Here is a 19068-nt window from a genome sequence, read left to right as displayed (position 1 = left end):
AAGATCTGGATGTCCAGGACCTGCGTACATGGAATGAATGGGACATATCAGGGTCCGTTAACGTGGCGTCGCCCAGAAGTCACCGGATGGGGTAGCCCTCGCTTCTCGATGGCCCAAGCGGGCGCGCCGGTGAGTGGTCGCGCCGTGTGCGTCGCCCGGGTCGTTCGACGGGTCGACATGGGGGTGGCTTCCTCGCTCCAGACGTGCGAGTCCCTATCGTCGGCTGTGCGCAATGGGAGCAGAATGCCCCGATTGGGGTGGTTCCCCCGGCTCTATGAGGGATGCAGCTTGGAATTCCACGCATTTCTGAAGGCTCTTGCCAGACGCTGGCCGACCGTCGTGGTCTGTCTGGTACTCGCTGTCGGTGCGGCAGCCGCCGCGACGGGTTTGAGTACCCCTGTCTACGAGGCCAGGACTCAGCTCTTCGTCGCCACCCACACCGGTGAGGATTCCGCCCAGCTGAACCAGGGGCAGAGTTTCTCGCAGGCGCGTGTGCAGTCGTACGCGGCGATCGTGACCACCCGTCAGGTCACCGAGCCTGTGGTCAAGAAGCTGGGGTTGCGCACCACACCGGAGGAACTGGCATCACGGATCACCGCCACCGCCCCGCTCAACACGGTGCTCATCGACATCGCCGTCCGGGATACCGCGCCCGAGCGGGCGGCGCGCATCGCCAACGCCGTGGCGGAGCGGTTCAGCGCGGTCGTCGAGCGGCTGGAGACGCCCAAGCGGGGCCCTGTCCCGGCGCAGCGCGGAAAGAACCGCACGGACGGCGAAACCGCGTCGTCACCTGTCTCCCTGGGCATCACTCAGGAGGCCGTCGCCCCCACCCAACCTGTGTCGCCCCGCCCGCTGCTGAATCTGTCGGCGGGGCTGCTCGGCGGACTGCTGCTGGGTGCCGGAGTGGTAGCCCTGCGCGAGAATCTCGACACCACGCTCAAGACCAGCGAGGCGCTGAGCGAGTTCGTCTCGCTGCCGGGCCTCGGCACCATCCCGTACGACAGGGACGCCGTCAAACGACCACTCGTCAGCACCGACGCGCGCTCCAAGCGTGCCGAGGCCTTCCGCAAGCTGCGCACCAATCTGCAGTTCTCACAGGTCGACGACCGGCCCCGGATCATCGCGGTGACGAGTTCGGTGCCCGGTGAGGGCAAGACCAACACCGCGGTGAACCTCGCCCTCTCGCTGGCCGAGGCCGGCGTCTCCACATGCCTGGTGGACGGCGATCTGCGCCGTCCGTGCGTGGCCTCGGTCTTCGGCCTGGTCCAGGACGCAGGTCTGACCACGGTCCTCATCGGGCAGGCCCGCATCGAGGACGTGATGCAGCAGGCCGAGGGCCGGCTCTCGGTGCTCACCAGCGGCGCCGTGCCGCCGAACCCCACGGAGCTGCTCGCCTCGGGGCGCATGGAAGAGGTGCTGCGTGAGCTGGCGGACACCTACGAGGTCGTGATCGTCGACACCGCGCCGCTGCTGCCGGTGGCCGACACCGTCGGACTCGCCTCGCTCGCCCAGGGCGCGCTGCTCGTCGTCCGTGCCGCCAGGACCAGACGGGACCAGGTTCACGCCGCCGCGGTATCGCTGGACCGAGTGGGCGTCCGCGTCCTCGGCACCGTCTTCAGCATGGCTCCGGCTCCCAAGGGCGACCGCTACAGCACCTACGGGCCCTACGGAGAGCTGCCCGCTCCTCGTGTCTCGGCCGCTCATGAAAAGGCGGGCGCACCTGGCCCAGGCCGGCAATGACCCGGGTCCTGTTCGTCTGCACGGGCAACGTGCACCGTTCGGTGCTCGCCGAGCGGCTGCTGGCCGGCAGGCTTCCGCCCGGCTCGGCCGTGCGGCCGGAGAGCGCCGGCACACAGGCGTGGCACCGCTACGGCATGGACGCCCCCACCAGGGCGGTGCTGGAGGAGCTGGGCGGTGACGGATCGGGGTTCGCGGCCCGCCCGCTCACCGCGCAGCTGGTCGCGGAAGCGGCGCTGGTGCTCGGGCTCGCGCGTGAGCACCGCGAGGCGGCCGTGCGTCTGGTGCCGTCGGCGCTGCGGCGCTGCTTCACCCTGAAGGAGTTCGTCCGTCTCGCCGCCGGGTCCACCGGCGGAGTGCGCACCAGACAGGACCGGGTGGATCCGGGGTGCCGTGATGCCGTGGTGGCGGACGCGGCGGCCCGCAGAGGTGCCGTCCCCCCCGTCCCGCCGGTCGAGGACGACATCGCGGACCCTGCGGGGAGACCCAGGGACGTGCTGTACGGGTGCGCCTGCGAGATCGACAGGACGGTGAGCAGGCTCGCCGGGCTGCTGGACGGCGACAGGGTAGGGCACTGAACCCCTGTGACCACAAGGTGGCGTCGGCGGCCGGGAGCTCCCGGGCCCGCTCACTGGCCAGCGCCGATACCGTTCCCAGGCCCCCCGGCTCACGCCCGTCCCGGCGCCCCGTCCGCGTGGCGCCGGCCGCCGCCTCTCTTCCGGCCGCCGTTTTCCGGGCCTGCTTTCGACCGCTCGGAATCCGGCCTCGGGTAGGGCTCACCGACGCGGAAACACGCCGGCCCGCCCGTGTCCAGCAAGGGACCGGGCAGAAGCCACTCCGTGCCCCACACATCCCCGTACCGGTGCGTCCGCAAGGGAATCGGCTCAAGCCGACGACGGGCCGCCGTCGCTGGGTCGTCGAGCGCGCCATCTCCCGGCTCACCGGCTAACGCCGCCTGTCACCCCGCTACGAGCGCCATCCCCACGACCACCTGGCGTTCCTCGACCTCGCCGCTGTCCTCTGCTACGGCCCACACCTCCCCCCACCATGACGGTGTAAGGCCCAAGACCTAGGCCACCCGGTCTGAGACGATGGACGGGTGAATGAGATTCGGCGCGGCACGCTTCAGGAGCAGACCTTCTACGAGCAGGTCGGCGGGGAGGAGACCTTCCGTCGGCTGGTCCACCGCTTCTACGAGGGAGTCGCCGAGGACCCGTTCCTGCGAGCGATGTACCCGGAGGAGGACCTCGGACCGGCCGAGGACCGGCTGACCCTGTTCCTGATGCAGTACTGGGGCGGCCCCAGCACCTACGGCGAGAACCGCGGCCACCCCCGGCTGCGCATGCGGCACGCCCCGTTCAAGGTGGACCGGGCGGCACACGACGCCTGGCTGCGGCACATGCGGGTGGCCGTCGAGGAACTCGGGTTGTCCGAGGAGCACGAGACGACGCTGTGGAACTACCTGACGTACGCGGCCGCGTCGATGATCAACACCCCGGACTGACGGACAGCCGTCGCCGAACCCCGTATTCCGGTCGCGCACGGCCGTATTCCGGTCACGATCTGGTATAGACCGCTCGACGACCGCTTACCCGGAGCCGGTCGGCTCTGTCAGCATCGCCCGAAGGTCTGGAGTACCGGACACACGGGGGCCGGGTGACGGGGTTCGTCTTCTCACGCGCGCGTGCGCACCGGCTGCTGCTGGGTGCCGCGTTGCTCACCGTGGTGCTGACCACCGCGGTGCTGGCGACTCTCAGCGCGTACTCGGCGGCGATCGGCGACGCCGCGCTGCGGCATGTGCTGGCCGGTCCGCGCAACGCCGCCGACACCGCGCTGACCGTCAAGGCGGATGTGCCGCCGGACGGCAGGGCCGCCGCCGACGCCGCCGTACGCGCGGGCGCCCGGCGGACCTTCGACGGCCTGCCGGTGACGCTCAGGACGCTGCGCCGCTCGGGCCCGTACGCGCTGCCCCGCTCGCTGCAGCCGCCCGCGGACCGGTCCGGCGACCCGGACCTGACCTACCTCGCGGCACTGGACCGCACCCAGCTGCGGCTGACCGCCGGCCGCCTCCCGCACCGCGGCGAGGACAGCGTCGAGGTCGCCGTCCCGCAGACCGCCGCCCGGGCGCTGCGGCTGAAGCCCGGTGACCGGCTGACCCTGACCGACCGGCTGGACGGCCCGGCGGTACGGGTGCGGATCACCGGGCTGTACCGTCCCGTCTCGGTCACGGCGCCGTACTGGCAACTGGACGACCTGCTCGGCCGCGGCGCGAAGAAGTCCGCCTTCATGACGTACGGCCCGCTGCTCGCCGACTCCTCCGTCCTCACCGGCGGCCGGGTCAGCACCGGGCCCACGGCGTGGCTCGCCTCGGCGGACTTCGACCGGATGACGACCGCGCGGATCGGCCGGCTGCGTACGGCGGCCCGGGCGGGCAGCGCGGGCCTGCGCGACCGTGCGGCGCTGCGCGGTACGACGATGGCGCAGACCTCGCTGCCGGACGTCCTGGACCGGATCGACCGCTCGCTGCTCGTCGCCCGCTCCACGCTGCTGATCGTCACCCTGCAGCTGGTGCTGCTCGCCGGGTACGCGCTGCTGCTGGTGGCCCGGCTGCTCAGCACCGAACGGGCCGAGGCGACCCGGCTGTTGCGGGCGCGCGGCGCCTCCCGGGCCCGGCTCGCCGCCCTCGCCGCCGCCGAGGCGCTGCTGCTCGCGCTGCCCGCGGCCGGCTGCGCACCCCCGCTCGCCGGCCCGCTCACCGCCCTGCTCGCCACGCACGGCCCCCTGGCCCACCTCGGCCTCCACCTCGACCTGCCCCCGGCCGGCCGCCCACTCGTCTGGCTGGTCGCGGCCACGGCGGCACTGGGCTGCGCCCTGGCGGTGACGGTACCGGCGGTGGCAGGCACGGGGGCGTGGGACCGAGGGGGCCGGTCGCGATCGCTGCCGTCCCGGCGGGGCGGGCGGCGCTCGGCGCCCTCCAATTCGGTTACCCGGCGCCCGGCCAGGCCCCTCCCGCTGTGGCGGCGCCGCCCCGCTGGCCCGCGCCCCGGCCGCCCTGCCTCCCCCGGCCTTCTCCCCGCTCCCCTGCGCGCCGGTGCCGATCTCGGGCTGCTCGCGGTCGCCGGGGTGGCCTACTGGCAGTTGGGGCGGCAGGGGTCGGGAGGTGTGACCGCCGACCGGTCCGGGGCGCTCGGGGTCGATCCGCTGCTGGTGGCCGCGCCCGCGCTGGCGCTGCTCGCCGGGACCGTGCTCACGCTGCGGCTGCTGCCGCCCGTGGCGCGGATCGCCGAGCGATGGGCGGCGGGCGGGCGCGGGCTGCCGGTGGCGCTGGCCGGCTGGCAGTTCAGCCGGCGCACCGCGCGCGCCGCGGGCCCGGTGCTGCTGCTCGTCCTCGCCGTCGCGCTCGGCATGCTCGCGATCGGGCAGGCCGCGTCCTGGGGCCGCTCGCAGGACGACCAGGCCGACTTCCGCGCCGGCGTACCCGTACGGGTGGTGTCCGCCGGGGAGGGCAGGCTCGGCCGTACCGATGTGTACGCGCGGCTGCCACACGTGCGCGAGGCGGCGCCGGCCGTCCGCGTCTCCCAGCCGCTGTCCGGCGACCGCACGGCGACCGTGCTGGCGCTGGACACCGGGCACGCGGCGGACGCGGTACTGATGCGCCCGGACCTGGCCGACGTGCCGGTAAGGCCGCTGCTGGCCGGGCTGGCGCCGCGGGGCTCACTGGCCGGGACCCCGGTGCCCGCGGGCACCGCCCGGCTCGGACTGACGGCGAGTCTGCGCAGTTCGACGGGGCCCGGGGTGGTCACCGACGTGACGGTGACGCTGGCCGACCGGTACGGGGTGCCGTACCAGCTGCCGTTCGGACAGCTCCCCGCGGACGGGCACCCGCACCCGCTGAGCCTCGACGTGAGCGCCGCGCCCGGCCCGCTGACCCTGACCGGGCTCCGCCTGGACATGAACCAGCCCGGCAAGAAGGCCGGACACCGGCTCGCCCTGGGCGAGTTGACGGCTACCGGCACGGACGGCCGGGCACACCGGCTCGCGCTGCCCGCCCGCTGGAAGACCTCCGCGGAGGCCGCGGGAGACGCCGTCGCGAGTCAGGCCACCAGCCCGACCCGCCCCAGGCTCACCGACAGCCACACCTTCGTCTACAGCACCGGCTACCTCCCGGAAGCCGACGCATGGCGCGTCGCCTCCGTCACGATCCGGCTGGAGGTGCCGCAGCACGCGCCGGCCGCGGTGCCCGCCGTGGCCACCGACCGCTATCTGGCGTCGGCCGGCGCCCGGGTCGGGCAGCGCGTCGGCCTGACGATCGGCGACCACACGCTGCCGGTGCGGATCGTCCGTGCGGTGCGCGGGCTGCCCGCCACCGCCGACCCGACGGCCACCGGCGCCCGTAACGGCGGCGCCGTCCTGCTCGACCTGCGCGCCGTGAACCAGGTGCTGCAGGCCCGGTACGGCGACAGCGCGACGCCGAACGAGTGGTGGCTGGACTCCGGGCCGGGCGCCGCGGCGGGGGTGGCCGCCGCCGTACGGGCCCTGCCGGACGTGGACCCGGGGCAGGTGGTGGTGCGCGACGAGATCGCCGCCGAGCTGCGCGACGACCCGTTCGGGGCGGGCCCGACGGCCGCGTTCACGGCGGCGGCCGTGGTGGCGGCGGCGCTCGCCGCGGTCGGGTTCGCGGTCGGCGCGGCGGCCGCGCAGCGGGCCCGCGGCACCGAGTTCGCCGTGCTGCGCGCGCTCGGTGTGCCCCGCCGCCGGCTGGCCCGCATGGTCGCCGCCGAGCAGGCCGTCCTGGTGGGCCTGGCGCTCGCTGTGGGCCTGGGCCTCGGCACCGTACTGGCCCGCGCCGTCCTGCCGTTGATCGTCCTGACCGGCGAGGCCGCCCGCCCGGTACCGGCCCTCCTGGTCCAACTCCCGCCCGCCCGCGTGGCGTTGCTGCTCTGCGCGGTCGCGGTGGTTCCCCTCACGGTGGCGGCGCTACCGACCCTACGCCGCACGGATCCGGCTCGGGCGCTGCGTGAGCAGGGGGGTGAGTGAGGTGAGCCGTCGGGTGTCGCGTGTCGTCGCGCCCTGGGTGCGGACCCGGTTGCGGGCCGCGCCCGGTGCCGCCGGCGCGCTCGCGCTGCTGGTCGCGCTGGCCGCGTGTCTGGCCGGCGCCTTCCCGCGCGCGGTCGACCGGTACGAGGACGCCGGCCTGCGGCGCGCGTTCGCGCAGGCGCAGCCCGCCCGCACCACCGTGATCGTGCAGGCGCCCGCGCCCGACCTCGGCCTGCCGGCCGGACAGCGGGCCACGGCCGTACGCCCGGCCGCGCTGGAACGGCAGTACCGGCAGATCCTCCCCACGGTCCGCAGCCCGCTGGCCGTCGACCGCGCCCAGTCGGTGTACGGCGTCGCCGGCGGCGTGAACCCGGAGGTGCCGGACGCGTTCCTGCCCCGCCCCACCGGGTTGCCCGCCCGTGTCTCGCTGTTCGCGCCGAGCGGCCTGGCCGACCACGCGCGCCTGCGCACCGGGCGCATGCCGCGCGCCGACCGCCCGGTGGACGCGAGCACCCCCGAGGTGGAGGCCGCCGTGACCGCCGCCACCGCCAAGTCCCTGCACATCAAGGTCGGTTCGGTCATCCATGTGCCCGGGGCCGGCCGTCCCCCGCTCGCGGTCCGGGTCACCGGCATCCTCGACCCGCACGACCCCGACGGCGCCTACTGGTCGACCGTGCCCCGTATGCGCACCCCGGTCCTGGTGACGATTCCCAGCCCCGGCGGGGACCCGCCGAAGTACTGGCTCGGCACGCTGCTGCTCCCCCAGGAGGCGGCGCCCGCACTGCTGGGCACGACCGCGGGCCCGTTCCGCTACTGGTTCCTCGCGCCCGACCCGCACGCCCTGCACGCCCACGACCTGGACCGGCTGAAGTCGTCCGTGGCCGCCCTGGAGTCCGGCCCCGCGCTGCAGCGGGCCCGCGCCGTCACCGACATCGACACCGACATCGGCACCGGCCTGGACGACACCCTCGGCTCCTTCGCCGAGCTGCGCTCCGGCATCGCCCCGCTGGTGTCCGTGGCCGCCGCCGGCACCGGCACGGTCGTCGCCGTCGTCCTGTTCATGACGGGCGGGCTGGCCGCCGACCGGCGCCGCGCCGAACTCGCCCTGCTGCGCGCCCGCGGCGCCTCCCTGCCCGCGCTCGCCGGCCGGCTGCTGGCCGAGACCGCCGTGGTCGCCGTACCGGCCGGCGCGCTCGGCCTGGCCACGGCCCTGCTCACGGTCCCGGTCGGCCGCACCGCGTACGCCGTGGCCGCCGCGGCCGCCGTCACCGTCACCGCCTGTGCGGCCCTGCCGCTGCGCGCCGCCCTGGCGCACCGCGCGGTGCGGGCGACGGCCGACCGCGCGGACGTGGTGGCCGTACGGCCCTCCCGGCGCCGTACGGTCGCCGAGCTGACCCTGCTGGTGCTGGCGGCCGGCGCGGTCGCGGCGCTGCGGCGGCGCGGCACGACCGGCGACCAACTGGTCGCACTGGCCCCGGTCCTGGTCGGCGTCATCGCCGCGCTGCTGCTGCTCCGCCTCTACCCGCTGCTGCTGCGCCGCCTCACCGGACCGGCGGCACGCCTGCGCGGGGCGACCGGCCATCTCTCGCTGGCCCGCGCGGGCCGCGCCCAGACCTCCGCGGTGCTGCCGCTGGTGGCACTGCTGACCGCGCTGACCACGGCGGCGTTCGGCGGCTCGGTGCTGGCGGGCGTGGCCGACGCCCGGAACCGGGCGGCACTGCTGACCGTCGGCGCCGACGCCCGCGTGGACTCCGACGCCCCGCTCCCGACAGCGGCGCCGGCCCGGGTGCGCGCCGTGGACGGGGTACGGGACATGGCGGCGGTGAGCATCGACTACCAGGCCAAGCCGGTCGACGGCCAGGATTCGGTACCGCTGGTGGGCGCGGACCCGTCGTCCTACGGCGCGCTGACGGCCCGTACCGGCCTGGGCGCCTTCCGCCCCGCCGCGTTGACGCCGCGCTCCGGCCGCCCCCTACCGGCCGTGGCCTCGCCGTCCGTCGCCTCCGAGTACGGCACCCGGCGCCCCTTCCCGGTCCGGCTGTCGGACGGCAGCACGGTCACCGTGCGCATCGCACTGGTCCGCGACGCCACGCCGGCGGTGTCCGGCGGCAACTTCCTGATCGTGAACCGGTCCGGCCTGCCCTCCCCCGCCGACCGCCCGACGGCCCTGCTGCTGACCGGGGACCGCCTGGACGCCGGCGCACTGCGGCACGCGGCCGGCGGCTCCACCACCGTCCGCCTCCTGGCCGCGGAGCGCGCCCGGTACGCCGACTCGCCCCTCCAGTCCGGGGCCGAGCACGTCTACACGGCGGCGATGGCCGCGGGCGCCGGCTTCGCCGTACTGGCCCTTCTCCTGGCCCTCCTCCGCGCGGCTCCCGAACGCGCCGCCCTGCTGGCCCGCCTGCGCACGATGGGCCTCACCCGCGCGGAAGGCCGCCGCCTGCTGATCCTGGAGTCCCTCCCGCAGGCCCTCCTCGCCGCCCTCGGCTCCACCCTGACCGGCTGGTCCACCATCCGCCTGCTCTCCCCCGGCATCGACCTGACGACCATCGCGCTGTCCTCGATCCAGTCCCCCCTGTCCGAAGCCGAGTTGAAACCGGACACCTGGTCCCTGACGGTCCCGGCGGTCCTGGTCGTGGTGGTGACGGTGGGCGTCGCGACGGCACAGGCATGGTGGACGGGCCGGAGAGGCTCGGTGCAGGAACTGAGAGCGGGGGACGGCCGATGACGGCGCGAAGCCCCGCCGCCGCTGCGAGCACTCGTGCCACTAGGCCGACGCCCACCCCACAGCAGCGGCCGCACCGCACAGCTGCGGGCAGTCGTACCACCAGGCCGGCGCCCGCCCCGCAGCGGCGGTCGTGCCCGCCTAGCTGCGGGCAGTCGTGCCGCTGGGGCGGCACGGGTGGGCGCTGGGAGTACCCCCTCTGGGGGAGGCACCCCGCGAGCGCGGGCAAGCGAAGCCGACCCCCGGCCGGCCACAGCACCGGGCACCCATGCAACACCGGCACCCGCACGGGCACCGGCACCCGGCACCCGGCACCCGGCACCCCCGCACAGGGCACCGTCCCGCAGGAGACCCGATGACCAGCAACCCCACCCTCACCGACCTGGCGGACCGCGTCGCGGAAACCCGGAACAAACCCGCCTACGGCCACGACGCCCTGATCACCTGCGACCGTCTCGTCCGCATCTTCTCCACGGACGGCATCGAGGTCCAAGCCCTCCAGGGCCTCGACCTCCTCGTCCGCGAAGGCGAGCTGATGGCCCTCGTCGGCGCCTCCGGCAGCGGCAAGTCCACCCTGATGAACATCCTCGCCGGCCTGGACACCCCCACCGCCGGCGCCGCCCGCGTCGCCGGCCACGACCTGCTCACCATGACCGCACGGGACCGCCTGGCCTACCGCCGCACCACCGTCGGCTTCGTCTGGCAGCAGACCTCCCGCAACCTGCTCCCCCACCTCACCGCCGCCCAGAACGTCGCGCTCCCCCTCCAGCTCTCCGGCACCCGCCCCCGTACCCGCGCAGGCCGCCGCGCCCGCACCGAACGCGCCCTGGAACTCCTGGAGTTGCTGCAGGTGGCCGACTGCCGAGACCGCCACCCGCGCGAACTGTCCGGCGGCCAGCAGCAGCGCGTCGCGATCGCCGTGGCCCTCGTGAACGACCCGGCGGTGCTGCTCGCCGACGAGCCCACCGGCGAACTCGACTCCCGGACGGCCGCGCAGATCTTCGACGCGTTCCGCACGGCCAACGAGACCCTCGGCACCACGATCGTCATCGTCACCCACGACCAGGCCGTGGCGGGCGAGGTCCGCCGCACGGTCGCCATCCGTGACGGCCGTACGTCCACGGAGGTGCTGCGGCGCAGCGAGATCGACGCCACGACCGGCCACGAGACGGTCGTCGCTCGCGAATACGCGATGCTCGACCGCGCCGGCCGGCTCCAGCTCCCCGCCGACTACCTCCGCGCCCTGGACATGCGTGACCGCGTGGCCCTGGAACTGGAGTCGGACCACATCGGGGTGTGGCCGGACGACACGGAATGAGCCACGTGGGCTCAGCGCACGCTGACGCCCAGCGAGCCCAGGCCCGTCCGCCGTACGGCGACGGACCCGTACGGGGTGCGCAGCCGAAGCCACGCCCCCGAGGAGAACAGCCCGGTGTCGGCCGGATCGGCGCCCGGCCGCAGGAAGCCCAGGGACTGCGCGGCGTGCACGGCCCGCACCGGAAGCCCGGTCCGCCCGATCTCCCGGGACCAGATGTCCCGCCCGATCCGGTCCAGCTCCGCCCGGGTACGGCCCTGCGGCGCCAGCTCCTCCGTACGGGACCGGAACTCGCCGACCGCCGCGGAGACGGTCGCCCGCAGCGCGTCCGGCGCGGGCAGCCCCGGCTCGGGCCGCCAGCCGCCGCGCGGCGGCAGCACTCCGGCCCAGGGCGGACCGGTGACCGCGGCCGGTACGGCGGCGGTGGCCGCGTGCTCGTCCACGGACTCCAGGAACTCACCGGCGGAGACGGTCACGTCGAGGCTGACGTCGAGGCCCTTCTCGTAGGGCTTGGCCAGCCGTACCGCACGGACGACCAGCACCTCGAAGGACGGCGGCCGGCCGAAGACGGCGAGCGTCGTACCGGCCGCCTGCAGACGCACCGCGGCTCCACGGTCGTAGTGGAGCAGCCGGGAGAGGAAGGCGGCGAGGTCGGCCGCCTCCGTCTCGTCGGCCAGGTGCAGCACCGTCATGCGGCGACGGCCTCCTCGTCGGCGTCGTCCCGGTACTTTTCGAGGAACTCCCGCTCCCCGTCGGTTATCCGGCGTGGCCGCTGCGTCTCGAAGTCGAACGGGACGACCACGGTGGAGGCCTTGACGTAGATCACGTCCGCGTCCTTCACCTCGTAGGTGACGGTGAAGGACGCGGCCCTGACCTGGGTGACCCACAGCTCGACGTCCACGGGCGTGGGCCGGTGGACGAGCTGGCGCTTGTAGTCGATCTCATGGCGCGCCACCACGGACCCCTGCTTGGACTCCTTGCCACGCAGGGACAGGAAGTCGATGCGCGCCTCCTCCAGATAGCGGAGGAAGATCGCGTTGTTGACATGTCCGTACGCGTCCATGTCCGACCAGCGCAGCGGGCAGCGATAGATGTGGCGCAAGATCGATCAGCCCCGGGTCAGCTTCTTGTAGGTGGCGCGGTGCGGACGCGCGGCGTCCGGACCCAGCCGCTCGATCTTGTTCTTCTCGTACGACTCGAAGTTGCCCTCGAACCAGAACCACTTGGAGTCGCCCTCGTAGGCGAGGATGTGGGTGGCGACGCGGTCGAGGAACCACCGGTCGTGGGAGACGACCACGGCACACCCGGGGAACTCCAGCAGAGCGTTCTCCAGGCTGCTGAGGGTCTCCACGTCCAGGTCGTTGGTGGGCTCGTCGAGGAGCAGCAGGTTGCCGCCCTGCTTGAGGGTCAGCGCCAGGTTGAGACGGTTGCGCTCACCGCCGGACAGGACGCCGGTCGGCTTCTGCTGGTCCGGGCCCTTGAAGCCGAACGCCGACACGTACGCCCGGCTCGGCATCTCGACCTGGCCGACGTTGATGTAGTCGAGCCCGTCGGACACGACCTCCCACAGCGTCTTCTTCGGGTCGAGGTTGGAGCGGCCCTGGTCGACGTAGGAGATCTTGACGGTCTCGCCGACCTTGATGTCACCGGAGTCCGGCGTCTCCAGCCCCTGGATCATCTTGAACAGCGTGGTCTTGCCGGCGCCGTTCGGGCCGATGACGCCCACGATGCCGTTGCGCGGCAGCGTGAAGCTGAGGCCGTCGACGAGGACCTTCTCACCGAAGGCCTTGTTGAGCTTGTCGACCTCGACGACGATGTTGCCCAGTCGCGGGCCCGGCGGGATCTGGATCTCCTCGAAGTCCAGCTTCCGCATCTTGTCGGCCTCGGCGGCCATCTCCTCGTACCGCGCGAGGCGGGCCTTGGACTTGGCCTGGCGCCCCTTGGCGTTGGAGCGGACCCACTCAAGTTCTTCCTTGAGCCGCTTCTGCCGCTTGGCGTCCTTCTGGCCCTCGACCTTCAGACGGGTGGCCTTGGTCTCCAGGTACGTGGAGTAGTTGCCCTCGTACGGGTAGGCGCGGCCGCGGTCGAGCTCGAGGATCCACTCGGCGACGTTGTCGAGGAAGTACCGGTCGTGAGTGATCGCGACCACGGTCCCCGGGTACTTGGCGAGGTGCTGCTCCAGCCAGTTCACCGACTCGGCGTCGAGGTGGTTGGTGGGCTCGTCGAGCAGCAGCAGGTCGGGCTGCTCCAGCAGCAGCTTGCAGAGCGCGACGCGGCGCTTCTCACCACCGGAGAGGTTGGTGACCGGCCAGTCGCCCGGGGGGCACCCGAGCGCGTCCATGGCCTGCTCCAGCTGAGCGTCCAGGTCCCACGCGTTGGCGTGGTCCAGCTCCTCCTGCAGCTTGCCCATCTCGTCGAGCAGCGCGTCCGAGTAGTCGGTCGCCATCAGCTCGGCGATCTCGTTGAACCGGTCGAGCTTGCCCTTGATCTCGGCGACACCCTCCTGGACGTTCTCCAGGACGGTCTTCTCCTCGTTCAGCGGGGGCTCCTGGAGCAGGATGCCGACGCTGTAGCCCGGGGACAGGAACGCGTCGCCGTTCGACGGCTGCTCCAGCCCCGCCATGATCTTCAGCACGGTCGACTTACCGGCACCGTTCGGCCCGACGACGCCGATCTTCGCTCCCGGCAGGAAGTTCAGGGTGACATCATCGAGGATCACCTTGTCGCCGTGCGCCTTGCGCGTCTTGCGCATGGTGTAAATGAACTCAGCCAAGAGAAACCGTCCGGCAGCTTGAAATCTGGCAGTGGGCAGATACACCCCATCTTGCCTGAACGCCAGGCTTGGGTGTTAACCCGTGTGGTCTGGGGGCTGTGACCTGGGGTTTCGTTGGTGGCGGTTGTGGCTCGTCTGTCGCTGTCGATCGCTGTTGGGTGGCCTCGGGCACCCTCGCACGGCCCAGGGACGGCCCGGCGCGGGACACGGATCAAGCACTGGAGGGGCAGGCCCGGGACCGGACCCATGGAGCATCGGGCGGCAGGCTTGACGTCGACTGTCGGCTAGCGGTTGATCGGGATCTCGTACACGATCTCGCAGTGCGCGGCGGGCACCACGATGTCCGCCGTCTCCACAGGCCGTCCATGGTCGCTGTGGTACGTCCGCCGGATGTGCGTGACGAGCGCGGCCTTCTGGATGCCGAGTATCGACGCCTCCTCGGCGGTCGCCTGCCTCGGCTCGGGCTGCTCCACGGCATGGCTGACGGTGACGCCGATCGCGGCCATTCGGTTCACGACGCCCGCCCCTGCGTGCGGCCCTCCCTCGGGGAGGACGACGAGGGTGCCGGCGGTGAGGTCGTACGGCTCCCAGCTCGTGGACAACTGCACGGGCCTGCCGTCGGCCAGGAACTCGTACGTCGTCCGGACGCACAGGTCACCCTCGGCGATGCCGAGCCGCGCCGCGATGTCCGCCGGTGCCGGGACCTTGGCGTCGGTCCGACTCTCCCAGTCCCCTTGCCTGCCCACGGCCTTCATGTCCGCCCGGAACGGCGATCCGCCGGGCTGTTCCCGGGCCGATGACCGGACGACCCGGACCCGCTGCCGGGGCTCGGCGACGTACGTGCCCGACCCGGCGCGGCCTTCCAGCACACCCTGGGAGATCAGCAGCTCCTGCGCGCGGCGGACGACGTTCTCGCCCACGCCGCACTCCTGGCCGATCTGGGCGCGAGAGGGCAGACGGTCCCCCGGCTCCCATACATGCTCCGCGATCCGCCGCCGGAGTTCGTCGGCGATGCGGAGATAGGGCGGCTGCTCAGACATATGGAAAATCTAGTCCACTAGCAATCTAGTTAACTAGCTTTACTGAAGGTGATCGCGGTTGACGGAGGCTGCCCTGTGCCCGCTTCGGGAGTTAGCGCGGCAGCCATCGCTGCCCGGCTGTCGGCCGTCGGGCTCCCCGCACGCGTGGAGGAGCACGACCGGTACGCGTCGGTCGAAGCGGAAGTGCCGGACTCGCTCTCCGCCGATCTATGGCGGGAGGTCCTGGAAGCGGTGGCGGAAGCCGATCGGTTCGGTCTCGTCGCCACCAGCCTGAACGGCCGCACCCTCTGGGCGGTCGTACGCAGAGCGGTCCCCACGACGGGCGATGTCGGGGGGACCTGCCATCAGCGATAGGAGCTGAGCAGCGTGCTCAACCGTATCCGCCGTGCCTTCTCGCTCACCAGAGCGCGGTGCGCCCCCAAGGGCAGGCATCGCCGCCCCTTAGCGCCCTTCCGGCCACCAGCCACACCCGCCTTTCCCGCGTCCGCTGACGCGTCGACGGTCATCCTGGGCCGGGCTTCCGGCAGCGCGAACCACCGACACCCGCTCAGGGGCGAAGAGAACGCACTCGTCCGCCCATACGCCCTGGCCTGGGAAGAGCGAGCACGGCCGCATGTGGTGGTAGTCGCTTCCCACCTGCCCGCTGAGGCCTGGTCATGCCTCGCGGGGGTCCGCTGATGCCTCCTCGCCAACAGCCCCGCATCGCCGATGCCTGGACCGTTCCCTACCGGTCGACTGCCTGCCGTATCGGCACGCACCTTGCCTGCACGGAGTCCTCGGCGGTCTGCGCACCGATCGACCTGCCGGTCGTCTACGAGACGTACGCCTGCCCGTGTCACTCGGCGTCCCACCACTCGACGCCCGCGGAGGTGGAGCGATGAGGGGCTGGGCACCTGGCGGCACGCTGGCGTCCAACGTCGAGATCACCGCGGCCACCGTGCAGCGCCGCGACATCATCCAACTCGGCGGCAGAGCATGCCGGGTGAGCGACCTCTTCCAACTCCCTCAGGGGGCCAAGCAACTCCTCTTCGCGTCAGGCGAGCTGCTGACCATACACGCGCGTACCCGGCTCGCCGCTGTTCGCGTGCTGAGAAGGCGGTGACCCGGTTCGTGCCTCCACGCCATCACGACATCGCCGACGATCTCCGGCTGCAGATCACGACCGGTCGCATGAAGCCGGGTGAACGTCTTCCATCCGAGGCCGACCTCGCCGACCGATACAAGGTCAGCACGGTGACACTGCGAAGTGCCCTCGCGGTCCTCCAGGGCGAAGGCCTGGTCGAGAAGATCCACGGCAAGGGCAACTTCGTCCGTCGCCCACCCCGCAAGATCGTGTACGTCGGTGGATGGGGGACGCTGGACCCGTGGACCGCTGCTGAAGCGGTGCTGCGTGTCACCGTGCGCACCACCATGGTTCAGGCAGACAGCCGTCTGACGACGTTGCTCAAGGTGCCGACGGGCAGCCCCCTCGCCGAGTTCTTGTGCATCAGCCACGAGCGAGAGTCACCGCACGGACTGGCCCGCATCTACATCCCGCACGACCTGGTCCCGGCCGGAGTGCTGAACGACGAACTCTCCTGGCAGGAGACCGCCCTACGGCTTGCCGTTCTGGGCTCGCCGCCGGCAACCGTCCGGGAGACGGTATGTGCCCGCCCACCGACACCGGATGAAGCATCGGCCCTCCGGACCGGCTCCTCCAAGACAGTCCTCGCGATCACGCGCGTCGCGACCGACACCGCCGGGCGAGTCATCGAGGCCGCCCCTCTGACGTTCCCACGGGACCGCGTCGACGCGGTCTTCACCACCCACCACGTGACCGATGAGAGGCAGACGCAAGGATGACGGCACCGAACGAACTACGACTCCTCCCGTGGTCGGGGCCGGAAGGCAAGCCCTGCTACCTGAACACCGACGACAAGGGCGGCTACATGTCCCGCCTGACGGACAGCATCGAAGCGGTCCAACTGGGAACGGCAGCCGAGCTGCTGGAGCATGCCTCGGACACCCTCGACGACCACGACCAGGGCCCGGAGAACCTGCGACGGTTGGCCAAGGAACTGACCGGGGCATTGCGAGACGTGCTCCGCGTCGCAACCAGCCGCGGTCACCTCCTGGCAGTGAGCGATCCTCATCGCCCCTGAAAGGGAGACGGCGCGTTTGGCGGCTACAGCCCGCTCAGTGCGGCCCAACTTTCCGGTCTACTGATCACCGGTTTCACTGACCGGCGGAACAGAGGAAACCCACGCCTCTGACCAGTTCAGATGCCCGTGGGCTTCTGTCGTTGTTGGTCGGCGTCGGACGTCCTCGCACGGCCCAGGGACGGCCCGGAGTGCTGATGGCTGGGCGGGAACCCGCAAGGAAGCGGTGTCGCAGGGATCGGCTACGTTGCACGGATGACTGACACGGATCCGCTCGTGCCGGCACTCACCGGCCTGCTCGTTGACATCGTTTGGTGGCTGGAGGGCTGCGGGGACGAGGAAGTGGATCCGGACTCCGCGGTGAAGATGATGGAGAGCGTGGGCTGGGTGCTGCTGCAACTGCCCTCAGACCAACGCGAACGACTCCTGCAGGCGCTCGCAGACTTGGCCGAAGTGGAGCAAGACCCTGTACGGCGCGAGTTCCTGGAGTCATTTCCCGTCGCCATCGGCATGGTCGAGGATGAGGAGAGCTGAGCGCGGGTCTGGCTACTGGGAGCCAGTTCAGCCACAACTGATCACGGGCGGCCGTGACCTGCGGCCGCCTTATCGATCAACGTCCTGACCTGCGGTTGAGCTGTTGGCAGTTGTCGGCGTTGGTCATCGTTGAGCGTCCTTCCACGACCCGAGTACGGCCCGGGAAGGCGCTCATGCGTGAGCACCGCTTTAGGAGTTCGATCCCCCTCCTACGTTGAGTGCTGAAACAGGGCTTGGCGCTCGCGCCTCGATCCGGCTGTAGCCGCCTCGGGGCCTGATCGTTCGCTGCTGTTGATGTCAGCTGCTGATGTCAACCCGACGATCTATGCGCTGATTGGCAACTCTGGTTCCCTGGCGCGTTGGGACCCGCAGCTCCTTGAGGCGGCCGCAGAACGCGTTGCCGCGGTTCTGAGGTTCAGCGGCAGGTCGAGTTGGCCAATGAGTGCGACTCCGTGGTTGACGGTTCGCTGTGCTCGATCCAGCACACTTGCACGTTCTGCGCCGTCCACTGGCTGAGGGCGGCCTCGCTGGCCGTGCCGAAGGTCATGCCCTTGCCGCTGCCTACGCGGCGCAACTCAAGCCCGAGCAGGCACCCGAGGGTGAGCCGTAGCGTCAGCACAGGACGCCCGGGCCTTCCCGACTAGTCAAGGATGCTGTCGGCGCTCGACTGAGGGACCTGGAGGATGCGCCGGACCCGGCCCGCCATGCCCCGGACCGGGAGGTAGATCCGGGTGCCGCCGGATCGGGCAGAGGTGATGAGACCCGCCCCGGCGAGCCGCTGTACTGCGTCCGGAACGAGCTCCCGGTGCTTGGCGTCCAGGCCGCGGAAGAGCGCGGACTCCTTCCGCCCTGTGCCACGCTGGGCGTAGACCTTCTTCAGTATCGTGAGCAGGACCTTGTTCATCGGCGTCGTCTTCAGGGCGAGAATGCCCTTGATGGTGCCCCAAGCCCTCATCCAAGAGCGCCCCAATTTTCGTGAGCCTGAAGCACCGAGCGCCCCACGATCTGCCCGACACGGATGAGCGCCGGCCTCCGTGCGCTGACATCCCAACGTATCCACCGGTGTACGCGGTTCTGGGTGCTGATCCCGTTCGCCACATGCTGCGGGGCTATGCCGACGTAGAGGTAGGCGGCCGGCATCCAACTTGGGATGGGGCGCCCTCTCGAGGTGCCACCCGTAGACGCTGCGACCGGTGGTTCCGGGCGACAGAGACCACGATGAGGCCGAGAAGGCTGCTGTAGACCGGCCCGGTTTTCCATGAACCGTGGATGGTGGCCGACGTGCCGGTGACCGCCAGGGCGCCGACCGCTGCCGACCGCTGCCGACAGGGTGCCCAGGGGGCCCATGGTGAGTGCGGCAAGCGCCGGCATCGCAGTGAGGAGCGGCCCGGTGTACATGGAGTGCATCGGCGAGAGTTCCATGCCGAGTCCCAGGAGCAGGACCGCGAACGGCACGCGTTGCTCCAGCCTGAGGAGGAGGCACTCATGATCGCCCGCTCCCGACCCGAGAGAAGCGCGGAAGGGCCACCGCATGGGAACAAGGGCCACCGCATGAGAACAGCGTCCCTCTTGGCCGTCAGATCTTCCAACCCCGCCGAGAACATGATCTGCCGGCCACGCGCGACGCTCTTGGAAACCACCCGGTGATTCCCCGTCCCATCGGGCACGGAAGGGGCACGGTCGCCTTCTGATCCGAGGTCTCATGGGCTGGTCGGACTGCTGTCAGCGTCGAGATACGCCGTCCCCGTGAGGGGAGAGGGCCAGAAGCG

Annotated in this window: 18 protein-coding genes; 12 read left to right on the top strand and 6 right to left on the bottom strand. The window is 71.9% G+C overall.

Features of this window, described 5'->3' with window-relative positions:
- The first annotated feature begins 9 nt into the window (after positions 1–9).
- The 6 genes from AB0M27_RS25460 to AB0M27_RS25435 all read left to right on the top strand — a co-directional run bounded on the left by AB0M27_RS25460 (position 10) and on the right by AB0M27_RS25435 (position 10817).
- Positions 10–1740: a polysaccharide biosynthesis tyrosine autokinase gene (locus AB0M27_RS25460; protein WP_365724396.1), complete on the top strand. Its 1731-nt coding sequence runs from the start codon at positions 10–12 to the stop codon at positions 1738–1740.
- A complete protein-coding gene (locus AB0M27_RS25455; RefSeq protein WP_365724394.1) occupies positions 1737–2315 on the top strand; it encodes a low molecular weight phosphatase family protein in 579 nt (192 codons plus the stop codon). Before AB0M27_RS25460 ends, AB0M27_RS25455 begins: the two co-directional genes overlap by 4 nt.
- Positions 2316–2836: 521 nt before the next feature.
- A complete protein-coding gene (locus AB0M27_RS25450) occupies positions 2837–3241 on the top strand; it encodes a globin (protein ID WP_365724392.1) in 405 nt (134 codons plus the stop codon).
- 152 nt (positions 3242–3393) lie between these two features.
- On the top strand, positions 3394–6774 hold the full coding sequence (locus AB0M27_RS25445) for an ABC transporter permease (RefSeq protein ID WP_365724390.1): 3381 nt from the start codon (positions 3394–3396) through the stop codon (positions 6772–6774).
- A 13-nt stretch (positions 6775–6787) separates the two neighbouring features.
- The gene (locus AB0M27_RS25440) at positions 6788–9502 is read left to right on the top strand and encodes an FtsX-like permease family protein (protein WP_365724388.1); all 2715 of its coding nucleotides are present in this window, start codon (positions 6788–6790) and stop codon (positions 9500–9502) included.
- A gap of 352 nt (positions 9503–9854) precedes the next feature.
- Positions 9855–10817, top strand: coding sequence for an ABC transporter ATP-binding protein (locus AB0M27_RS25435; RefSeq protein WP_365724386.1), 963 nt, complete (start codon positions 9855–9857; stop codon positions 10815–10817).
- An 11-nt stretch (positions 10818–10828) separates the two neighbouring features.
- Here AB0M27_RS25435 and AB0M27_RS25430 read toward each other — a convergent pair whose 3' ends face one another.
- The 4 genes from AB0M27_RS25430 to AB0M27_RS25415 all read right to left on the bottom strand — a co-directional run bounded on the left by AB0M27_RS25430 (position 10829) and on the right by AB0M27_RS25415 (position 14627).
- Positions 10829–11506 (bottom strand): hypothetical protein, encoded by a 678-nt coding sequence (locus AB0M27_RS25430; protein WP_365724384.1) that lies wholly within the window; start codon positions 11504–11506, stop codon positions 10829–10831.
- On the bottom strand, positions 11503–11916 hold the full coding sequence (locus AB0M27_RS25425) for a thioesterase family protein (RefSeq protein ID WP_365724383.1): 414 nt from the start codon (positions 11914–11916) through the stop codon (positions 11503–11505). Before AB0M27_RS25425 ends, AB0M27_RS25430 begins: the two co-directional genes overlap by 4 nt.
- 6 nt (positions 11917–11922) lie before the next feature.
- Positions 11923–13587, bottom strand: coding sequence for an energy-dependent translational throttle protein EttA (gene ettA / locus AB0M27_RS25420; RefSeq protein WP_365724381.1), 1665 nt, complete (start codon positions 13585–13587; stop codon positions 11923–11925).
- A gap of 284 nt (positions 13588–13871) precedes the next feature.
- On the bottom strand, positions 13872–14627 hold the full coding sequence (locus AB0M27_RS25415) for a GntR family transcriptional regulator (RefSeq protein ID WP_365724379.1): 756 nt from the start codon (positions 14625–14627) through the stop codon (positions 13872–13874).
- Between the two features lie 75 nt (positions 14628–14702).
- Here AB0M27_RS25415 and AB0M27_RS25410 point away from each other — a divergent pair, with 75 nt between their 5' ends.
- From AB0M27_RS25410 to AB0M27_RS25385, 6 genes are all read left to right on the top strand, one after another.
- Positions 14703–14981: a hypothetical protein gene (locus tag AB0M27_RS25410; protein ID WP_365724377.1), complete on the top strand. Its 279-nt coding sequence runs from the start codon at positions 14703–14705 to the stop codon at positions 14979–14981.
- 323 nt (positions 14982–15304) lie between these two features.
- Entirely contained in the window at positions 15305–15508 is a 204-nt protein-coding gene (locus tag AB0M27_RS25405; RefSeq protein ID WP_365724375.1) for a hypothetical protein, read from the top strand.
- Complete coding sequence (locus AB0M27_RS25400) at positions 15505–15729, top strand: hypothetical protein (RefSeq protein WP_365724373.1); 225 nt, start codon at positions 15505–15507, stop codon at positions 15727–15729. Before AB0M27_RS25405 ends, AB0M27_RS25400 begins: the two co-directional genes overlap by 4 nt.
- Positions 15726–16469, top strand: coding sequence for a GntR family transcriptional regulator (locus tag AB0M27_RS25395; protein WP_365724371.1), 744 nt, complete (start codon positions 15726–15728; stop codon positions 16467–16469). The genes AB0M27_RS25400 and AB0M27_RS25395 overlap by 4 nt, the downstream gene beginning before the upstream one ends.
- A complete protein-coding gene (locus AB0M27_RS25390) occupies positions 16466–16768 on the top strand; it encodes a hypothetical protein (protein ID WP_365724369.1) in 303 nt (100 codons plus the stop codon). The genes AB0M27_RS25395 and AB0M27_RS25390 overlap by 4 nt, the downstream gene beginning before the upstream one ends.
- Before the next feature lie 252 nt (positions 16769–17020).
- The gene (locus AB0M27_RS25385) at positions 17021–17299 is read left to right on the top strand and encodes a hypothetical protein (protein ID WP_365724367.1); all 279 of its coding nucleotides are present in this window, start codon (positions 17021–17023) and stop codon (positions 17297–17299) included.
- A gap of 415 nt (positions 17300–17714) precedes the next feature.
- On the opposite strand, the gene AB0M27_RS25380 is transcribed toward AB0M27_RS25385, so the two are convergent.
- Together AB0M27_RS25380 and AB0M27_RS25375 are read right to left on the bottom strand one after the other, a co-directional pair.
- Positions 17715–17918, bottom strand: a complete 204-nt coding sequence (locus AB0M27_RS25380) for a GIY-YIG nuclease family protein (protein WP_365724366.1) — start codon at positions 17916–17918, stop codon at positions 17715–17717.
- A gap of 21 nt (positions 17919–17939) precedes the next feature.
- Positions 17940–18254 (bottom strand): hypothetical protein, encoded by a 315-nt coding sequence (locus AB0M27_RS25375; protein ID WP_365724364.1) that lies wholly within the window; start codon positions 18252–18254, stop codon positions 17940–17942.
- Positions 18255–19068 lie beyond the last annotated feature (814 nt).

Source organism: Streptomyces sp. NPDC052107, from assembly GCF_040680215.1.
In the GTDB taxonomy this organism is placed as follows: Bacteria; Actinomycetota; Actinomycetes; order Streptomycetales; family Streptomycetaceae; genus Streptomyces.
Note: the sequence above shows the minus strand (reverse complement) of the source record. Positions and strands in the feature narration are given on the sequence as shown.